General features: G+C 70.8%; 15 protein-coding genes. 10 read left to right on the forward strand and 5 right to left on the reverse strand.

The features are described from left to right. The 3 genes from J7E93_RS31300 to J7E93_RS31310 form a co-directional block, all read right to left on the reverse strand. Nucleotides 1-150: NAD(P)/FAD-dependent oxidoreductase (locus tag J7E93_RS31300; protein ID WP_215073431.1), on the reverse strand; the 150-nt coding region annotated here is incomplete at its 3' end. Between the two features lies 1 nt (nt 151). Further along, the gene (locus J7E93_RS31305; protein WP_215073403.1) at nt 152-1,126 is read right to left on the reverse strand and encodes an aromatase/cyclase; all 975 of its coding nucleotides are present in this window, start codon (nt 1,124-1,126) and stop codon (nt 152-154) included. A 188-nt stretch (nt 1,127-1,314) separates the two neighbouring features. After that, the gene (locus tag J7E93_RS31310) at nt 1,315-2,007 is read right to left on the reverse strand and encodes an antibiotic biosynthesis monooxygenase (RefSeq protein ID WP_215073404.1); all 693 of its coding nucleotides are present in this window, start codon (nt 2,005-2,007) and stop codon (nt 1,315-1,317) included. 232 nt (nt 2,008-2,239) lie between these two features. Here J7E93_RS31310 and J7E93_RS31315 point away from each other — a divergent pair, with 232 nt between their 5' ends. The 3 genes from J7E93_RS31315 to J7E93_RS31325 are packed head-to-tail and all read left to right on the forward strand — an operon-like array spanning nt 2,240 to nt 4,633. Next, a complete protein-coding gene (locus J7E93_RS31315; protein ID WP_215073405.1) occupies nt 2,240-2,686 on the forward strand; it encodes a nuclear transport factor 2 family protein in 447 nt (148 codons plus the stop codon). Beyond that, nucleotides 2,683-4,095: a cation:proton antiporter gene (locus J7E93_RS31320; protein ID WP_215073406.1), complete on the forward strand. Its 1,413-nt coding sequence runs from the start codon at nt 2,683-2,685 to the stop codon at nt 4,093-4,095. The genes J7E93_RS31315 and J7E93_RS31320 overlap by 4 nt, the downstream gene beginning before the upstream one ends. A 13-nt stretch (nt 4,096-4,108) precedes the next feature. Then, nucleotides 4,109-4,633 (forward strand): flavin reductase family protein, encoded by a 525-nt coding sequence (locus J7E93_RS31325; protein ID WP_308368847.1) that lies wholly within the window; start codon nt 4,109-4,111, stop codon nt 4,631-4,633. A gap of 56 nt (nt 4,634-4,689) precedes the next feature. On the opposite strand, the gene J7E93_RS31330 is transcribed toward J7E93_RS31325, so the two are convergent. After that, entirely contained in the window at nt 4,690-5,091 is a 402-nt protein-coding gene (locus J7E93_RS31330; protein ID WP_215073433.1) for a helix-turn-helix domain-containing protein, read from the reverse strand. Between the two features lie 211 nt (nt 5,092-5,302). Between J7E93_RS31330 and J7E93_RS31335 the strand changes: the two genes are divergently transcribed. From J7E93_RS31335 to J7E93_RS31355, 5 genes are all read left to right on the forward strand, one after another. After that, nucleotides 5,303-6,790 carry an MFS transporter gene (locus tag J7E93_RS31335; protein WP_215073407.1) on the forward strand — a complete coding sequence of 496 codons (1,488 nt, stop codon included), beginning with the start codon at nt 5,303-5,305 and terminating at the stop codon, nt 6,788-6,790. Between the two features lie 15 nt (nt 6,791-6,805). Further along, nucleotides 6,806-7,198 (forward strand): pyridoxamine 5'-phosphate oxidase family protein, encoded by a 393-nt coding sequence (locus J7E93_RS31340; RefSeq protein WP_215073408.1) that lies wholly within the window; start codon nt 6,806-6,808, stop codon nt 7,196-7,198. A gap of 204 nt (nt 7,199-7,402) precedes the next feature. Then, complete coding sequence (locus tag J7E93_RS31345; protein WP_215073409.1) at nt 7,403-8,881, forward strand: FAD-dependent monooxygenase; 1,479 nt, start codon at nt 7,403-7,405, stop codon at nt 8,879-8,881. A gap of 63 nt (nt 8,882-8,944) precedes the next feature. Beyond that, nucleotides 8,945-10,645: an NAD(P)/FAD-dependent oxidoreductase gene (locus tag J7E93_RS31350; RefSeq protein WP_215073410.1), complete on the forward strand. Its 1,701-nt coding sequence runs from the start codon at nt 8,945-8,947 to the stop codon at nt 10,643-10,645. A gap of 116 nt (nt 10,646-10,761) precedes the next feature. After that, nucleotides 10,762-12,288 carry an FAD-dependent oxidoreductase gene (locus tag J7E93_RS31355; protein ID WP_215073411.1) on the forward strand — a complete coding sequence of 509 codons (1,527 nt, stop codon included), beginning with the start codon at nt 10,762-10,764 and terminating at the stop codon, nt 12,286-12,288. 86 nt (nt 12,289-12,374) lie between these two features. Here J7E93_RS31355 and J7E93_RS31360 read toward each other — a convergent pair whose 3' ends face one another. Further along, nucleotides 12,375-12,989, reverse strand: a complete 615-nt coding sequence (locus J7E93_RS31360) for a TIGR03086 family metal-binding protein (protein ID WP_215073412.1) — start codon at nt 12,987-12,989, stop codon at nt 12,375-12,377. Between the two features lie 59 nt (nt 12,990-13,048). On the opposite strand from J7E93_RS31360, the gene J7E93_RS31365 reads away from it, so the two are divergent. Together J7E93_RS31365 and J7E93_RS31370 are read left to right on the forward strand one after the other, a co-directional pair. After that, on the forward strand, nt 13,049-14,194 hold the full coding sequence (locus J7E93_RS31365) for a YafY family protein (protein ID WP_215073413.1): 1,146 nt from the start codon (nt 13,049-13,051) through the stop codon (nt 14,192-14,194). Next, the gene (locus J7E93_RS31370; protein ID WP_215073414.1) at nt 14,191-15,036 is read left to right on the forward strand and encodes an SDR family oxidoreductase; all 846 of its coding nucleotides are present in this window, start codon (nt 14,191-14,193) and stop codon (nt 15,034-15,036) included. Before J7E93_RS31365 ends, J7E93_RS31370 begins: the two co-directional genes overlap by 4 nt. Nucleotides 15,037-15,292: the final 256 nt, after the last annotated feature.

Genomic DNA, 15,292 nt, shown 5'->3' on the forward strand with positions numbered 1-15,292 from the left:
GGTCGGGCCGGGGCGCTGGTCGAGGACGAGCACCTCGGCGCCGCCGAGCCTGAGCTCGCAGGCGAGCATCAGTCCGGCGGGGCCGGCTCCGACCACGAGGACATCGGTGCTCAGGGTGTCCTGGGTGGTGTCCTGGTGGTCAGCTGCCATGTCAGTGCCTTGTCTCGGCGTGGGTCTCGGCGCCGGTCTCGGCGTGGGTTTTGGCGTGGTTGAGGGTGGCGCGGCTGTTGGTGGACAGGGCGGTGTGGACGTAGGCGCGTGCGTCGGCGACGGTGGCGTCGGGGCCGAGGATGCGGGTGATGTTGTCGGTGTTGAGGGTGACGGTGTGCTGGGAGGAGGCGGCGACGCCGGTCTCGGTCTCCCGGAAGGTCCAGTAGCCGGTGTGCAGGGTCATCAGGGCGGGCAGGGTGACCTGCTTGTAGGCGATCTTGTGGTGGGGGAAGGTGACCCGGTACGACTTGGTGGTGTGGACCGAGCCGTCCTTGGCGCGGGTGTCCATCTCCAGGGTCTGGACTCCGGGGGTGTCCTCGGTCAGACGCACGCTCGCCACGTGTGGCAGCCGCTCGGACCACAGTCCGGCCTCGTTGACGAAGTCGTAGACGTCCTTGGCGGAACCGTCGATGTGCACGGTGTCCTCGAAGGAGAACGTCACCTCCTGTGCCCCGTGCGCGAACTCGACGTTCTCCTTCAACGCCGCAAGCTGCGCGACGGCGTCGCGTGCGACCCGCTCGGCGATCCGGTCGAGCTCCGCCGGGTCGTCGCCGGCCGCGCGGAACTCCTGCAGGAGCCGTACCCGCGAGGAGTTCTCCCCCAGCGGCTCGACGAGCCACGCGCCGCCCAGTGAGGCGAGCGGCGGCTCGGTGGTCAACAGCTCGAAGTTCACCCGGAGTTCGGCGTCCTGGACGATGCGGCGCAGCCCCCAGGACCGCGGTGCGGCGTCGCCGTCCGCGGTGTCCCAGACGCGCAGCCGCTGTTCGCCCTCGGGGGCCTCCTCGTGGGCGACGTGGACGGTGGCGGGGAACGTCCGGGGCCAGTTCTCCACCTCGGAGATCAGCCGATGGACCGTGGCGGCGGGCGCCGCGACGGTGGTCTCGTGCGCGCTCTGGCGCACTCCCGCTGGATTCATGCTCGGACTCCTCGTCCTCGAAGGGTGTTCGAAGGGTGCGGGAATCGCGGGCTTCGGCCCGCTTCGCCCGCAAGGGAAAGGGGGCAGGGGCGTAAAGCCAGAAGTGCCGCTGCCGGGTGGGGGGTCCCGGCAGCGGCACTCCGGCGGCGAGCGGCCGCCCGGGGGTGGCGGCCGCTTCGCTCAGGGGGTCACTCGCCCGCGGAGCGGGTGTGGACCACGCGGTAGGTGTTCTCGTCCTGCCAGGTCTGCAGGGCGGCGACGCGGGCGTCGACCTTCTGGCGCTCCGGGCTGCGGTCCGCCTCGGCGACGCCGCGGAAGGCGTCGTACGCCTCCTTGCTGTCCCACTGCGAGTAGGAGACGACGAACTTGCCCTCGATGCCGCGGGCACGCAGACCGCGCAGCACGGTGTGGGTGCGGTAGCCCGGGACGTCGACGAGCCACTCCTGGGAGGTGCCCAGCGCGTCGATGAGGTCCTCCTGGTCCGCCTCGGCGACACCGAACAGCTCGATGGCCGTGTAGTCGTCGCGGTCCGGGGAGATCTCGGTGCCGCCCAGCTCCGGCTTCGCCTGGGTGAAGGCGATCTCGTTCTGCAGCAGGCGGATCGAGGTGGTGATCTCGCCGAACAGCGGCAGCGTGCGGTGCTTGAACTCCTCGCCGGAGTAGCGGACCTCGAGGTCCTCGGTGCTGCGCCACTGGATGAAGTTGGCGGTGCCGGGCTTGTCCTGGCCGGCGTGGACGGTGCTGGAGATCCAGCCCTCGTACGCCGCGGAGTCGACGATCTCGCGCATGGCGGCGAGCAGCTTGACCTGCTTCTCGGGAGCGTCGGTCGAGAACAGGTTGAGAACAGTCAGGTGCTGACCGTCGGCTGCAATCTTCGGCATTCTCTTCTCTTCCATTCGAGGAAATGGTGCACGAGCGGCGACGGCCAAAACCACCGGCCGGCGTTCTCGTCGCAGCATGACAAGAAGAAAGGGGCCCGAGAAAGGCCCCGATGGTCAGAATTGGGCGCGGTTCTGTCAAGTTTTCCGGGCCCTCTTAAGATCTTCCACAACTTCGTCAGGTCTCTGAAAGACGGGCTTGGTCGGCCATTGGAATGCGGGCCATGCTCGGGTAATGCATCCAGGACAGGCAATAGGCGACGACGTACGTACTCTGCTGGACCGGTATCTCATCGGTCTGGACGACGAGGAACTGACCGACGCGTGGGCGGCGCGACTGTTCACGCGCGACGCCGAGGTGGCGTTCCCCATGAGCGCCCACCAGGGCCTCGAAGGGCTCGCCGCGTACCACCGCGACGCCCTGGCGGCCTTCGCCGCGACCCAGCACCTGGGCTCGCCGGCGGTCGTGGACCTCATCGGCGAGAACCGCGCCCGGCTGCGTGCCAACCTCGTGTCGACCCATGTCCACCACCCCGGCGCCGCCGCCGGGCCGCTGTTCACCGCCGGCACCCTGGCCACGGGCGAGGCCGAGCTGACCGACGACGGATGGCGGCTCTCGTCGTTGTCGTTCCGGGTCCTGTGGAGCGACGGCGCTCCGCCGTCGTCGAAGGGGTCCCGGTGAGCGTGCTGGCGGCGGGGGGCCTCAAGGAGTCCACCCTCGCGATGCTGCTCCTCGACATCGGCGTGGTGCTCCTGGCCGGGGCCGCGCTCGGCCGGCTCGCCCAGCGGCTGCGCCAGCCCGCCGTGGTCGGTGAGATCGCCGCGGGGATCCTGCTCGGCCCGAGCGTCCTCGGTCTGCTGCCGGGCGACCTGACCGAGCGTCTCTTCCCCGCCGAGGTGCGCCCGCTGCTTTCGGCGGTCTCCCAGGTCGGCCTGATCCTCTTCATGTTCGTGGTCGGCTGGGAGTTCGAGAAGCGGCTCATCCGCCCGCACGCCGGCCTCGCGGCCGGCGTCTCGCTGTCGTCCATCGCTACCGCCTTCGGCCTGGGCGTGGCGCTCGCGCCGTTCCTCTACCCCGACCACGCCACCGTGGCGGGCAAGGAGATCTCCTTCATCGCCTTCGCCACCTTCCTCGGTACGGCGATGTCGGTGACCGCCTTCCCGGTGCTGGCCCGCATCCTCACCGAGAACCGGCTGATGGAGACCCGGGTCGGCACCCTGTCCCTGGCCAGCGCCGCCATCGACGACCTGCTCGCCTGGTGCCTCCTGGCGTACGTCTCGGCCCTGGTCACCTCGGGCGGCGACTACTCGGACCTGGCGGCGATCGGACTGCTCAGCGTCGTCTTCGTCGCGGTGATGTTCCTGGTGGTCAAGCCGCTGGTGGCGCGTCTGGTGTGGCGCTGGGCCGCCGCGGAGCGCTGGCCCGCGCTGGTGGCCGTGCTGTGCGCGGGCGCGCTCGGATCGGCCGTGGTGACCACATGGATCGGGATCCACGCGATCTTCGGCGCCTTCCTCTTCGGCTTCGTGATGCCGCGCGAGCCCGCACGGGTCCTCGCCGAGCACCTGCGCAGGCCGATGGACAACGTGAGCGTCGTCCTGCTGCCCGTCTTCTTCATCGTCACCGGTCTCGGCGTGAACCTGGGGGCGCTGACCGGTGGGGACTACGTCGCGCTCGCCCTGATCGTCACGGTGGCCTGCGCCGGAAAGCTGGTCGGCGCCATCGTGCCGGCCAGGCTTGCGGGCTTCTCCTGGCGCGAGTCGCGGGACCTCGGGCTGCTCATGAACACCCGCGGCCTGACCGAACTGATCATCCTCAACGCGGCCGTCAGCCTCGGCGTCCTGGACGAGCGGATGTTCACCATGCTGGTGGTGATGGCGCTGGTCACGACGGCGATGGCGGGTCCGCTGCTGTCCCGGCGCCGCACGGCCGCCGCCGTTGCCGCCGTACCCGCCGCCGGGTCCGCCGTGCCCGCCGTATCGGCCGTACCCCCACCGCACGGGAGCGGGCCCGAGCAGGACACGCCGCCGCAGGGCACGCAGACACCGCAGGTGTCCGAGCCGGCCGCGGACTTCATCACCCCACGCACCTGAGAGAGGGCCTGTCGTGATACCCGTTCAGTCAGCAACCACCCAGAACCGGGCACCGGTCGACGGCCGCGCGCTGCGCGACGTGTGCGGCAAGTTCGCCACCGGCGTCACGGTCATCACCTCCGGCACCGGGCAGGAGGCGGCCGGGACCACGGTGAACTCCTTCACCTCGGTCTCGCTGGAACCACCGCTCGTACTCATCTGCCTGCACCGCAACTCCCGGCTGCTGCCGGTGGTCCAGGAGTCAGGTGGCTTCGTGGTCAACGTCCTGACCCAGCAACAGCGCGGCCCCGCCTGGGCGTTCGCCGGCCGCGCGTCGGCCCGGATCGAGGACGTGCCGCACCACCGCTCGGAGGCCGGCCTGCCGGTGCTCAGCGAGGCGCTGGCCTTCCTGGACTGCCGGCTGATCGCCGAGTACGACGGCGGCGACCACGCCATCCTGCTCGGCGAGGTCGTCGAACTGGGCGCCCCGGCGGCCGACGAGGAGCCGCTCATCTTCTTCCAGGGCGCCATGCGCGAACTGGACCGCGATGCGGCCTGATCCGAAGGACCCGCCCTGGGGTCTGCCCGGAGGGCCTTGTCCGCTCCGCGAAGGGCTCAGCGGCCGGTGGTCACCTCTTCCGCGAGGTCGAACTCCTGCCGCGCCCGCTCGACACGGGGCAGGTTGTCGGCCGACCAGTCCGCGAGGTGGGCGAAGAGCGGCGCCAGGCTGAGGCCGAGTTCGCTGATCTCGTACTCCACCCTGGGGGGCACCTCGGGGTAGTACGTCCGTACCACCAGCCCGTCCCGCTCCATCTGCCGCAGGCGCTGAGTCAGCACCTTCGCCGTGATCGTGCCGATGTTCCGGTGCAGGACCACGAAGCGCTGGCGGCCGAACGCGTGGAGCGTCCACAGGATCGGCGTCGTCCAGCGACTGAAGACGATGTCGAGTACCGGGGCGATCGGGCAGGCCTGCTGTGAGCCGACCTGCGCGGCGTGGGCGGCCGCGTCGTCCGGCATGACGGTGCTGCTGTTCATGGGAACCCTCCAGGAAGCCACTTTCCTCTAGGTACCTACTTTACTGAGGATGCTAGCTTCCTGAAAGTCGCCACGGAGCGCGGCCGTTGACCGGCCGGCGCCCCTCCCTCCCTCTCCTCCCCTTCAAGACCCCGAAGTCCCGAAGCCCCCAAGTCCCCGCACCTCCCCATCCGTTCGTGCTCCGAGGAGTGACATGTCTGTCCAAGAGTCCCTGCGCACCACCGGGTCGGCACCGGCCTCCGGGCCCGCCCACCGCCCCGGTCTCATCCTGGCCTTCCTCTGCCTGGCCGGGTTCATGACCTTCCTCGACGTGTCGATCGTCAACGTCGCCCTGCCCACGATCGAGGACGAGCTCCACATCTCCCAGACGGCCCTGCAGTACGTCGTCACCACCTACGGCATGCTCCTCGGCGGCTTCCTGCTGCTGGCCGGCCGGCTCGCCGACACCCTCGGCCGCCGCCGGATGCTCCAGACCGGCCTCGTCCTCTTCGCCCTCTCCTCGCTCTTCGCGGGTCTGGCGCAGAGCTCCGGGATGCTCATCGGCGCCCGTGGTGCGCAGGGTCTGGCCGCCGCCTTCATCGCCACCGCCGCGCTCAGCCTGCTGACCAACAACTTCGAGGAGGGCCCGGCGCGCAACAAGGCGCTCGGTGCCTGGGGTGCGCTCAGCGGCGTCGCCGCCGTCGCCGGTGTGACCCTCGGCGGTCTGCTGACCGACGGCCCCGGCTGGCGCTGGATCTTCTTCATCAACGTGCCGATCGGCCTCATCGGCGCCCTGATCGCCCCGCTGGTCGTCGGCGAGAGCCGCGCCACCGAGCGCACCCGCAGCTTCGACGTCGCCGGCGCCGTCGTCCTCACCGCCGGTCTGATCCTGCTGATCTTCACCCTCGGTCAGACCGTCGACGACTCGGACGTCCCGATGGCCCGCATCTACGGCGGATTCGCCCTGGCGGCCGTCCTGCTGATCACCTTCCTGTTCATCGAGCGCCGCGCCAAGTCCCCGCTGATGCCGCTCTCGATCTTCCGCCGCCCGTCCCTGCGGGCCGCCAACAGCATCGCGATCCTGCTCCTCGGCACCTGCGTCAGCCTCTTCTTCTTCGCCAGCCTCTTCATGCAGCAGGTCCTCGACTACTCCGCCATCACCACCGGCCTGGCGTACGTCCCCCTCGCCCTGACCACCGCGGTCGGCGCCGGCATCGCCTCCCAGGTCGTCACCAAGGTCGCCGCCAAGCCCGTCCTGATGGTCGGCCTGGCCCTGGTCGCCACCGGCATGCTGCTGCTGTGGCGCGCCCCGTCCGACGCCGCCTACCTCGTCGACCTGCTGCCCGCGTTCATCATCTGCGGTCTGGGCCTGGGCGCCTCGTTCGTACCGCTCCAGGTCTCCGCCTTCGCCGGCTCCGAGGAGCACGAGTCCGGCCTGGCCGCCGGTCTCATCAACACCTCGCAGGAGATCGGCGGCGCCCTCGGCCTCGCCGTCGCCGCCACCTTCGCCTTCCGCCGGATCCCCGAGCTGGAGGCCCAGAGCCACGGCGTGCCCGAGCTGGTCAAGGAGGCCCGCACCACGGTCTTCCACGACGCCTTCCTCATCAGCGCCGGGTTCGCCGCGGTCGCCCTCCTGGTCACCCTCGTCCTCCTGCCCCTCACCAAGGCCAAGGACCAGCCGGCCGGCACCCCGGTCCACTGAGAACGGAACACCCCCATGGCACCGTCACCGCGACTGTCCGCAGAGGTCGAGGCCTTCCTCGACGAGAACCACCTGTGCACCTTCACCACGCTGCGCCCCGACGGCAGCCCCCACACCGCGCCGGTGCGCTTCACCTGGGACGGTGACGCGGGCCTCGCCCGGGTGATGACCACGGTCGCTCGCCGCAAGGCGCGGAACCTGCTCGCCGCCCCGGGCAGCCGGGTGTCGGTCTGCCAGACGGCAGGGTGGCGCTGGATCACGCTCGAAGGCGCGGCCGAGGTCTCCACCGACCCCGACCGTGTGGCCGAGGGGATCCGCCGCTACACCAAGCGGTACTGGTCCCCGCCGCCGATGCCGCCCGGCCTGGCCGTCGTGGAGATCCGGGTCGACCGGATCCTCGGCGGCTGAACCGGGGCCGCGCGGCCGCGCCGAGAAGCTCGTACGAGAGGGTGCCGGAAGCTCTGCTTCCGGCACCCTTCCGTGTCTCCCCGGTCCCCTCCATGACACACGTGCCGGAGATCTGACCGAACTTGTCAGAACCCTGTATCGGAGCCCATTCAGCTGCCCCCGCTCCATCGGAATACTGAAGAAAACGCCAGCGGGAGAGGGAACATGGACAGCTTTAATGCCGATGTGATTGTCGCCGGAGCGGGCCCTGCGGGGCTCATGCTCGCCGGTGAGCTCCGCCTTTCCGGGCTCTCCGTCATCGTGCTCGACCGCCTCACCAAGCCCATGCAGCAGTCACGCGCCCTCGGCTTCTCCGCCCGCACCATCGAGGAGTTCGGACAGCGCGGTCTCCTCGCCGAATTCGGCGAGCTGGACACCATTCCCGGTGGCCACTTCGGCGGACTTCCGATCGACTACCGCATCATCGAGGGCGGCAACTTCGGTGTGCGCGGTGTTCCGCAGTCCCGCACCGAGGCCATCCTCCACAACTGGGCCACCGGCCTCGGCGCCGAGATACGCCGCGGCCACGAGGTCGTGGGCCTGACCGACGGCGAGGACGGCGTCGAGGTCGAGGTCAACGGCCCCGAGGGCACCGAACGCCTCCGCGCCGCCTACCTGGTGGGATGCGACGGCGCCCGCAGCGCCGTCCGCCGCCTGGCGGGCATCGACTTCCCCGGCATCAACGCCACCATCGAGATGCAGATGGCCGACGTGACCGGCGTCCCGCTGCGGATCCGTCCGACCGGCGAGATCGGCGAGGCCGGCATGGTCGTCGTCCTCCCGCTCGGCCAGCACGCGACCCGTGTCGTCGTCTTCGAGCGCGGCGCCGGAGTCCGCCCGACGCAGGAGCCGCCCACCTTCGAGGAGGTCGCCGCCTCCTTCCAGCGGGTGACCGGCGAGGACATCAGCGGCGCCACCCCGCTGTGGACGAGCTACTTCACCGACGCCAGCCGTCAGGCCGCCGAGTACCGCAAGGGCCGGGTCTTCCTGGCCGGCGACGCCGCCCACATCCACCTGCCCATCGGCGCCCAGGGCATCAGCGCCGCCGTCGGCGACGTCGTCAACCTCGGCTGGAAGCTCGCGGCCGTCGTCAAGGGCCAGGCGCCCGACAGCCTCCTCGACACCTACCAGACCGAGCGCCACCCGGTCGGCGCCCGCATCGTCGCCAACACCCTGGTCCAGCGCTCCCTCTACCTCGGCGGCCCCGAGATGCAGCCGCTGCGCGACATCTTCGCCGAGCTCGTCAAGATCGAGGAGGTCCGGCGCCACCTCGTCGGACTCGTCACCGGCCTTGACATCACCTACGGCGCCGCCGCCGGTGACCACCCGCTGCTCGGCCGCCGCCTGCCCGACCAGGAGCTGATCGTCGGCGACGAGAAGTCCAGCACGTACGAGCTGCTCCACCGCGGCCGCCCGCTCCTGCTCGACCTGCACGACAGCGCCGAGCTGCGGTCCGCCGTCACCGCCGGCTGGTCCGACCGTGTCGACGTCGTCACGGCGACCCGCGCCGACGCCGACGCCCCCGCCGCGAGCCTGCTGGTCCGCCCCGACGGCTACGTGGCCTGGGTCGGCGTCGACGGCTCGACCGAAGGACTCGAGCAGTCCCTGACCGACTGGTTCGGCGAGCCCCGCCGCACCGCCTGACATCCGTTGACCGGCCGGCGTCCACGCAAGCGCCGAGTGAATCCGAGAAAGAGGAGTGCGGTCTTGCCCACCAAGGCTGAGGCAGTGAAAGAGGCCACCAAGGCCGACGAGTGGAACGAGTGCGACGTCCTGATCCTGGGATCGGGCCTCGCGGGCTCGATCACCGGCGCCATCCTGGCCCGCCAGGGGGCGAACGTCGCTCTCATCGACGCCGGCCAGCACCCCCGGTTCGCCGTGGGGGAGTCCCAGAACCCGCAGCTCGTCGAGTGGCTGCACATTCTCGCCAGCCGCTACGACGTGCCCGAGATCAAGCACATGCTGGACATCAAGGCCATCACCGAGCACATGGGGCCGCACCACGGCCGCAAGCAGAGCTTCGGCTTCGTCTCGCACAAGAAGAACCGCGAGCCGGACCCGCGCGAAGCGACCATGTTCGTGATCCCCAAGATGCTCACCGAGGCCGTCCACCTGTACCGCCAGGACACCGACTCGTACTACCTGAACGTCGCCGCGAAGTACGGCTGCACCCTGCGGCAGAACTGGCGCGCCACCGACCTCGCCTTCGACGACGACGGCGTCACGGTCACCGGTCACACCGGCGAGGTGTTCCGGGCGAAGTTCCTCATCGACGCGAGCGGTTTCCGCTCCCCGCTCGCCGAGAAGTTCGACCTGCGCGAGAACCCGCCGCGCCACAAGCACCACGCCCGCTCCCTGTTCACGCACTACGTCGGCGTCAAGCCGTACGACGACGTCTGCAACTACCCCGAGGCGCTGCGCCCGCCGGCCGAGTCGCCCTTCCACGGCGGCACGCTGCACCACCTCATCGAGCGCGGCTGGTTCTGGATCATCCCGTTCGACAACTACAAGGACTCCAAGAACCCGGTCTGCAGCGTCGGCCTCACCTTCGACGAGCGGCTGTACCCCAAGCCGAAGGACATGACGCCGGACGAGGAGTTCAACCACTACCTCGACATGTACCCGGCGGTGAAGCGCCAGTTCGCCGGCGCCAAGCGGGTCCGCGAGTGGGTCTCCACCGACCGCATCCAGTACTCCTCCAAGCAGACCGTCGGCGACCGCTGGTGCCTGATGTCGCACGCGGCCGGCTTCATCGACCCGCTGTACTCGCGCGGTCTGTCCAACACCTTCGAGGTCGTCGACGCCCTCGCCTGGCGGGTCATGGACGCGCTGCGCGAGGACGACTTCAAGGCGGAGCGCTTCGAGTACGTGGAGCGGCTGGAGCAGGGCCTGCTGGAGTACAACGACAAGATCGTCAACAGCTCCTACATAGCCTTCGACCACTTCCGCCTCTGGAACGCGGTCTTCCGGGTCTGGGCCTGCTTCACCACCCCGGCCACCATGCGCCAGATCATGGCCCGCCAGAACTTCGAACTGGACGGCGACGACCGCCACTTCAAGGAGATGGAGAAGGCGCCCTACACCGGTCTCTGGTGGCCGGACAGCCACGCGTTCAAGCACCTCTTCGATATCACCGCCGAGACCTGCGAGCGGTACGAGGCCGGGGAGATCGACGGCGACAAGGCGGCCGACATCGTCTTCGAGGCGATCCGCGACTGCGAGTCCGTGAACACGCCGTTCGGCTGGAAGGACCCCGAGGACCACCGGTTCTTCCGGGCCACCACCCCCACGATGGTCAAGTTCATGTGGTGGGCGAGCACCAACGGCCCCAAGGAGATGCGCGACCTCGGGCGCTCCATGCTCAAGGGCGTCGTCAAGCAGGGCCTGCGCGGCCGCAAGGTCTCCTGACCTCCTCCCTACCCGGCGCCGGTGCCACCGGCCCCCGCCCGTCCCTCCGGGCGGCCGGGCCGGTGGCCCCGGCGCCGTACTCCCTCCCATCCACCACCTCGACCATGGGACGCCCCGTGATCACTCGTAGAACCCTTCTCGGCGCCGGCACGGCCGCCGCCGGCCTCGCCGTCCTGCCCGCGACCCCTGTCGTCGCGAGCACCGACGGCAGCCGGATCCCCTGGAGCCAGCTCGACACCAACCTCCAGGGCCGGCTCGTGCTGCCCTCCGACTCCTCCTACGGAGTCGCCAAGCAGCTCGAACTCGCCCAGTTCGACGCGGCCAACCCCAAGGCCGTCGCGTACTGCGTCAACTCCCGTGACGTCTCCGTCGCGCTCCGCTTCGCCCAGGACCACTGCCTGCCGGCCGCCGTCCGCAGCGGCGGCCACAGCTTCGGCGGCTACTCGACCACGCCGGGCCTGATCATCGACGTCTCCGGCTTGAACGGGATAACCGTCGGCAGCGGAGCGGTGAACATAGGCCCCGGCGCCAAGAACGTGGACATCCTGAACGCCCTCGCCCCGCACGGACTGGTGGTCAGCGAGGGCGGCTGCCCGACGGTCGCGGCCGGCGGCTTCCTGCAGGGCGGCGGCTACGGCTTCCTGACCCGGCCGATGGGCATGGCCTGCGACGCCGTCACCTCGGCCGAGGTCGTCCTCGCCGACGGCCGGGTGGTCGTCGCCTCCCCGACCCGGTACAGCGACCTGTTCTGGGCCATCCGCGGCGGCGGTGGCGGCAACTTCGGTGTCGTCACCCGCTTCACGGTCACCCCGCACGTCGGCGACCAGATGGCGATCGCCAACCTGATCTTCCCGTACGACCGTGCCGCGGACGTCCTCGACGCCGCGACCCGCTGGCTGGTGGACGCGCCCCGCACCATCGGCGGCGGCGGGTACGTCGTCCAGCCGGACGCCGCCCCGGGCTCGGTGCCGAACGTGAACATCATGCTGGCCTCGCGCGGCACACCGGCGGAACTCGCCTCGGAGACCTCCCGGTTGCTGTCCATGACCGGAGCGCCGGTGGCCCGCCAGGAGGCCGTCCTGACGTACCAGCAGCTGATGATGATGATCTTCGGCTGCTCGACGCTCAGCGCGGACCAGTGCCAGCGTTCGGAGAAGACCACGACCGGCGTGCTCAAGCGCCCCGAGTTCGGTCTGGAGCGCACCCGGATGGGCACCACGCCGTACAGCCACAGCGGCTGGGCGGATGTGATGACCGCGTTCGACGCCGACCGGAAGGCCGGCCAGGCCCGCTACCTCGACCTGCACTTCTTCGGCGGCGCGGCCAACGACCCGGCCCGCACCGACACCGCGTACGTGCACCGGGACTCGCTGTTCTCGGTGAACTACCGGGCCCTGATCAACGACCCGGCGCAGAACACCGCCGAGGCACGTGCGGTCGCCAACAGCTGGATCAACAAGGGGTTCGCGGTCATCGACCCGCTGTCCAACGGCGAGACGTACCAGAACTGGATGGACCCCGCGCTGACCGACTGGAAGCGGTCGTACTACGCCGAGAACTACTCCCGGCTGGCCTCGATCAAGGCCAAGTACGACCCCTGCCGCTTCTTCGACTTCGCCCAGTCCATCGGATCGGCCGGCTGAACCGGCCGGACCCGGACCCGGACCCGGCCCCCAGCGGGACGGGAAGGGGCCGCCGTCGTACGACGGCGGCCCCGGGCACCGCGCTGTCAGGGACGGCGGCCGTACCAGCCCACGAGCTTGTCGATGTCAGGAGCATCCTCGTGAACCTCCACCACCGGACCGAACGGCACCTGGCCGCCACGGGGCTCGGCGGGCACGGCGCGGCGCATGTTCGCCAGCGGCGCCGCCAGCATCTCCGGGTCCCACACCGGGCTCTGACCGGTGGCCTTCGCGAGGTCCCAGATGTGCAGCACGAACTCGTTGGTGTAGATCACCGAGGCGACCGCACCCGGAACCGGACCCCACGGCAGAGCGATCTGCCGGCCGAGGACCGCGGGGTCGGACCAGACGGTGTGGAACTCCTTGGCGGACGCGGTCCACGCCTCGGCCCAGTCGCCGTCGGCGACGTCCTCGGCGAAGTGCGGAACGCTCATGAAGGAACCGCCGGCGCCGAGCACGGCGACCCGGCGCAGCACGGACACGAGGTGGTTGGCCAGGTCGCGGACGGTGTAGTCGGGACACGGCGTGACCGCCTCGTACTGGTCGGGGCGGAGGGCGGCGAGAACCTCCGCGGCCAGGTCGACGGCCTTGAACAGGCCGCCGCGGGGGTCGGCGGAGGGACGGGCGGACGGGGCGCCGGAGGCGTTCGCAGTCTCAGTCATAACTCCATCTTCCCGATGAAACAGGTCACCTCATGGCCTATTAGAAAGAGCGGGTCGAAATGAAGGCGGACCGCCTGATGGCGACGCTCCTCTTCCTGCAGGCACGTGGGCGCGTGACGGTGCGGGAGGTGGCCGCGGAGCTGGAGGTCTCCGAGCGCACGGCCCGCCGCGACCTGGAGTCGCTGACCGTCGCCGGCGTCCCCGTCTACTCGCAGCGCGGCCGGGGCGGCGGGTGGAGCCTGGTGGGCGGTGCCCGCACGGACCTCACCGGCTTCACCCAGCGCGAGATCGGAGCGCTGTTCCTGGCCGCGGGACCGCTCTCGGCCGCCCCCGAACTGCGCACCGCCTTACGCAAGTTGGTGCAGGCGGTCCCCGCTCCGATGCGCCTGCACGCCGAGGCCGCGGCCAAGGCGCTCGTCGTCGACGGCCTCGACTGGTCCCGCGCCGCCGTACGGGCCGGCGGCGGACCCCACCACCACGCCCTGGAACAGGCGGTCCTGGACCGGGTGCGGATCACCCTCGGCTACACGGAGGTGGATCCGGACGTCGATGCCGCGGACGCCTCGGTCCGGGAGTGGACGGTGGATCCGCTGGGGCTGGTCTGCAAGGCCGGCTGCTGGTACCTGGTCGCCGCCACCGAAGAGGGGCTGCGGTCCTTCCGGCACACCCGGGTCACCTCCGTCGCCGTCACCGGCGAGCCCGCTCGGCGACCGGAGGGCTTCGATCTGGCGGCGGCCTGGCAGGCCCTGGCCGCCGACCTCGAACGGCGGATGCGCACCGCCACCGTGCGCGCGGTCGCGGACCGGGCCGCCCTGCCGGTCCTGCGCGAGCTGCTCGGCGAACGGCTGCGCACCGGCTCCGAACTCCCGGACGGGCGCATGCGGTTCGAGGCCGACGGGCCGTCTCTCGACCTGCTCACCACCCAGTTGGCCGGCTTCGGCGCCCGCGTCGAAGTGCTCGGGCCGCCCGAGGCGCGCGCTCGCATGGCGCGCCTCGGCCATGAACTCACCGCTGTTCACGCGGAGAGCGGCCGCCCGGAGGCCCATGTGCCCCCGAGCGAAAGCCACTTTCCTCTAGGTACCTACTATCCCGAGGATGCTAGCGTCGTTCACGGCACGGCGAGGAAGTCCGTCAGGCCGTCACGGCGACGCCCCCGGCAGCGGCTGTCACCCACCAATTCCCTTGATGAAGGAGCCGTTTCATGATTGTTGTCACCGGAGCCACCGGCAACGTCGGACGTCCGCTGGTCGCCGCCCTCTCCGCGGCGGGCGCCCAGGTCACGGCCGTCTCGCGGCGGCCGCTCCCCGTCGACCTGCCGGAAGGCGCCCGCCATGTGCAGGCCGACCTGAGCCGGGCCGAGAGCCTGCGGGAGGCGCTCGACGGCGCCCAGGCGCTGTTCATCCTGCTGGGCCCGGAGCTGCTCGGCCCCGGCGAGAGCCCCGACGCGCTGCTGGGCGTCGCCAAGGAGGCCGGCGTACGCAAGGTCGTCCTGCTCTCCTCGCAGGCCTCCGGCACCCGCCCCGAGGCGGTCTCGCACGACCGGCTGCGGGAGTTCGAGCAGGCCGTCCGCGCCTCCGGCCTGGAGTGGACGATCCTGCGTCCGGGCGGCTTCGCCTCGAACGCCTTCGCCTGGGCCGAGTCGGTCCGTACGGAGCGCACGGTGATGGCCCCGTTCGCCGATGTGGCGCTCCCGGTCGTCGACCCGGCCGACATCGCGGCCGTCGCCGCGGTGGCGCTCCGCGAGGAGGGCCACGCCGGTCAGACCTACGTGCTGACGGGGCCGGTCGCCATCAGCCCGCGTGAGCAGGCCGCCGCACTCGCCGAGGCACTCGGCGAAGAGGTCTCGTTCGTCGAGCTGACCCGCGAGTCCGCGTTCGCCCACATGTCGCGGTTCATGGAGGAGGCCGTCGTGAACGGCACGCTGGACATCCTGGGACTGCCGCTCCCGTCCGAGCAGCAGGTCAGCCCGGACGTGGAGAAGGTCCTCGGTCGCCCGGCCGCGCCGTTCTCCGCCTGGGTCGAGCGCAGCCTGCCGGCCTTCAAGTAGTCCGGCAAGTAGTCCAGACCGACCACCCGGGCCGGAGAGGTCCCGACCAGGTGGGTACCGACTGATCCGCCCGCCCCGTGACGCGAAGGCCGGTGTCCGCTCCCTCCCCCGGGCGGCCACCGGCCTTCGCATGGAGTCCGCGGGGCGCGCGGCACGCCGTACCCCGCCCCGCCGCGCCTCGCCCGCGCCGGATCGGGTCAGGGTTGACGGCCTCCGAGGGCGGACATAGCGTCGGCCGCCGGTACCGAGCGAGTGC

The sequence above is a fragment of the Streptomyces sp. ISL-36 genome, assembly GCF_018614205.1.
Taxonomy (GTDB): Bacteria; Actinomycetota; Actinomycetes; order Streptomycetales; family Streptomycetaceae; genus Streptomyces.

What these genes read in the sequence shown, in the direction of transcription:
- J7E93_RS31305 (WP_215073403.1), bottom strand. Translation starts at nt 1,126, where the DNA reads ATGAATCCAGCGGGAGTGCGCCAGAGCGCGCACGAGACCACCGTCGCG.
- J7E93_RS31310 (WP_215073404.1), bottom strand. Translation starts at nt 2,007, where the DNA reads ATGCCGAAGATTGCAGCCGACGGTCAGCACCTGACTGTTCTCAACCTG.
- J7E93_RS31315 (WP_215073405.1), top strand. Translation starts at nt 2,240, where the DNA reads ATGCATCCAGGACAGGCAATAGGCGACGACGTACGTACTCTGCTGGAC.
- J7E93_RS31330 (WP_215073433.1), bottom strand. Translation starts at nt 5,091, where the DNA reads ATGCCGGACGACGCGGCCGCCCACGCCGCGCAGGTCGGCTCACAGCAG.
- J7E93_RS31335 (WP_215073407.1), top strand. Translation starts at nt 5,303, where the DNA reads ATGTCTGTCCAAGAGTCCCTGCGCACCACCGGGTCGGCACCGGCCTCC.
- J7E93_RS31340 (WP_215073408.1), top strand. Translation starts at nt 6,806, where the DNA reads ATGGCACCGTCACCGCGACTGTCCGCAGAGGTCGAGGCCTTCCTCGAC.
- J7E93_RS31345 (WP_215073409.1), top strand. Translation starts at nt 7,403, where the DNA reads ATGGACAGCTTTAATGCCGATGTGATTGTCGCCGGAGCGGGCCCTGCG.
- J7E93_RS31360 (WP_215073412.1), bottom strand. Translation starts at nt 12,989, where the DNA reads ATGACTGAGACTGCGAACGCCTCCGGCGCCCCGTCCGCCCGTCCCTCC.
- J7E93_RS31365 (WP_215073413.1), top strand. Translation starts at nt 13,049, where the DNA reads ATGAAGGCGGACCGCCTGATGGCGACGCTCCTCTTCCTGCAGGCACGT.
- J7E93_RS31370 (WP_215073414.1), top strand. Translation starts at nt 14,191, where the DNA reads ATGATTGTTGTCACCGGAGCCACCGGCAACGTCGGACGTCCGCTGGTC.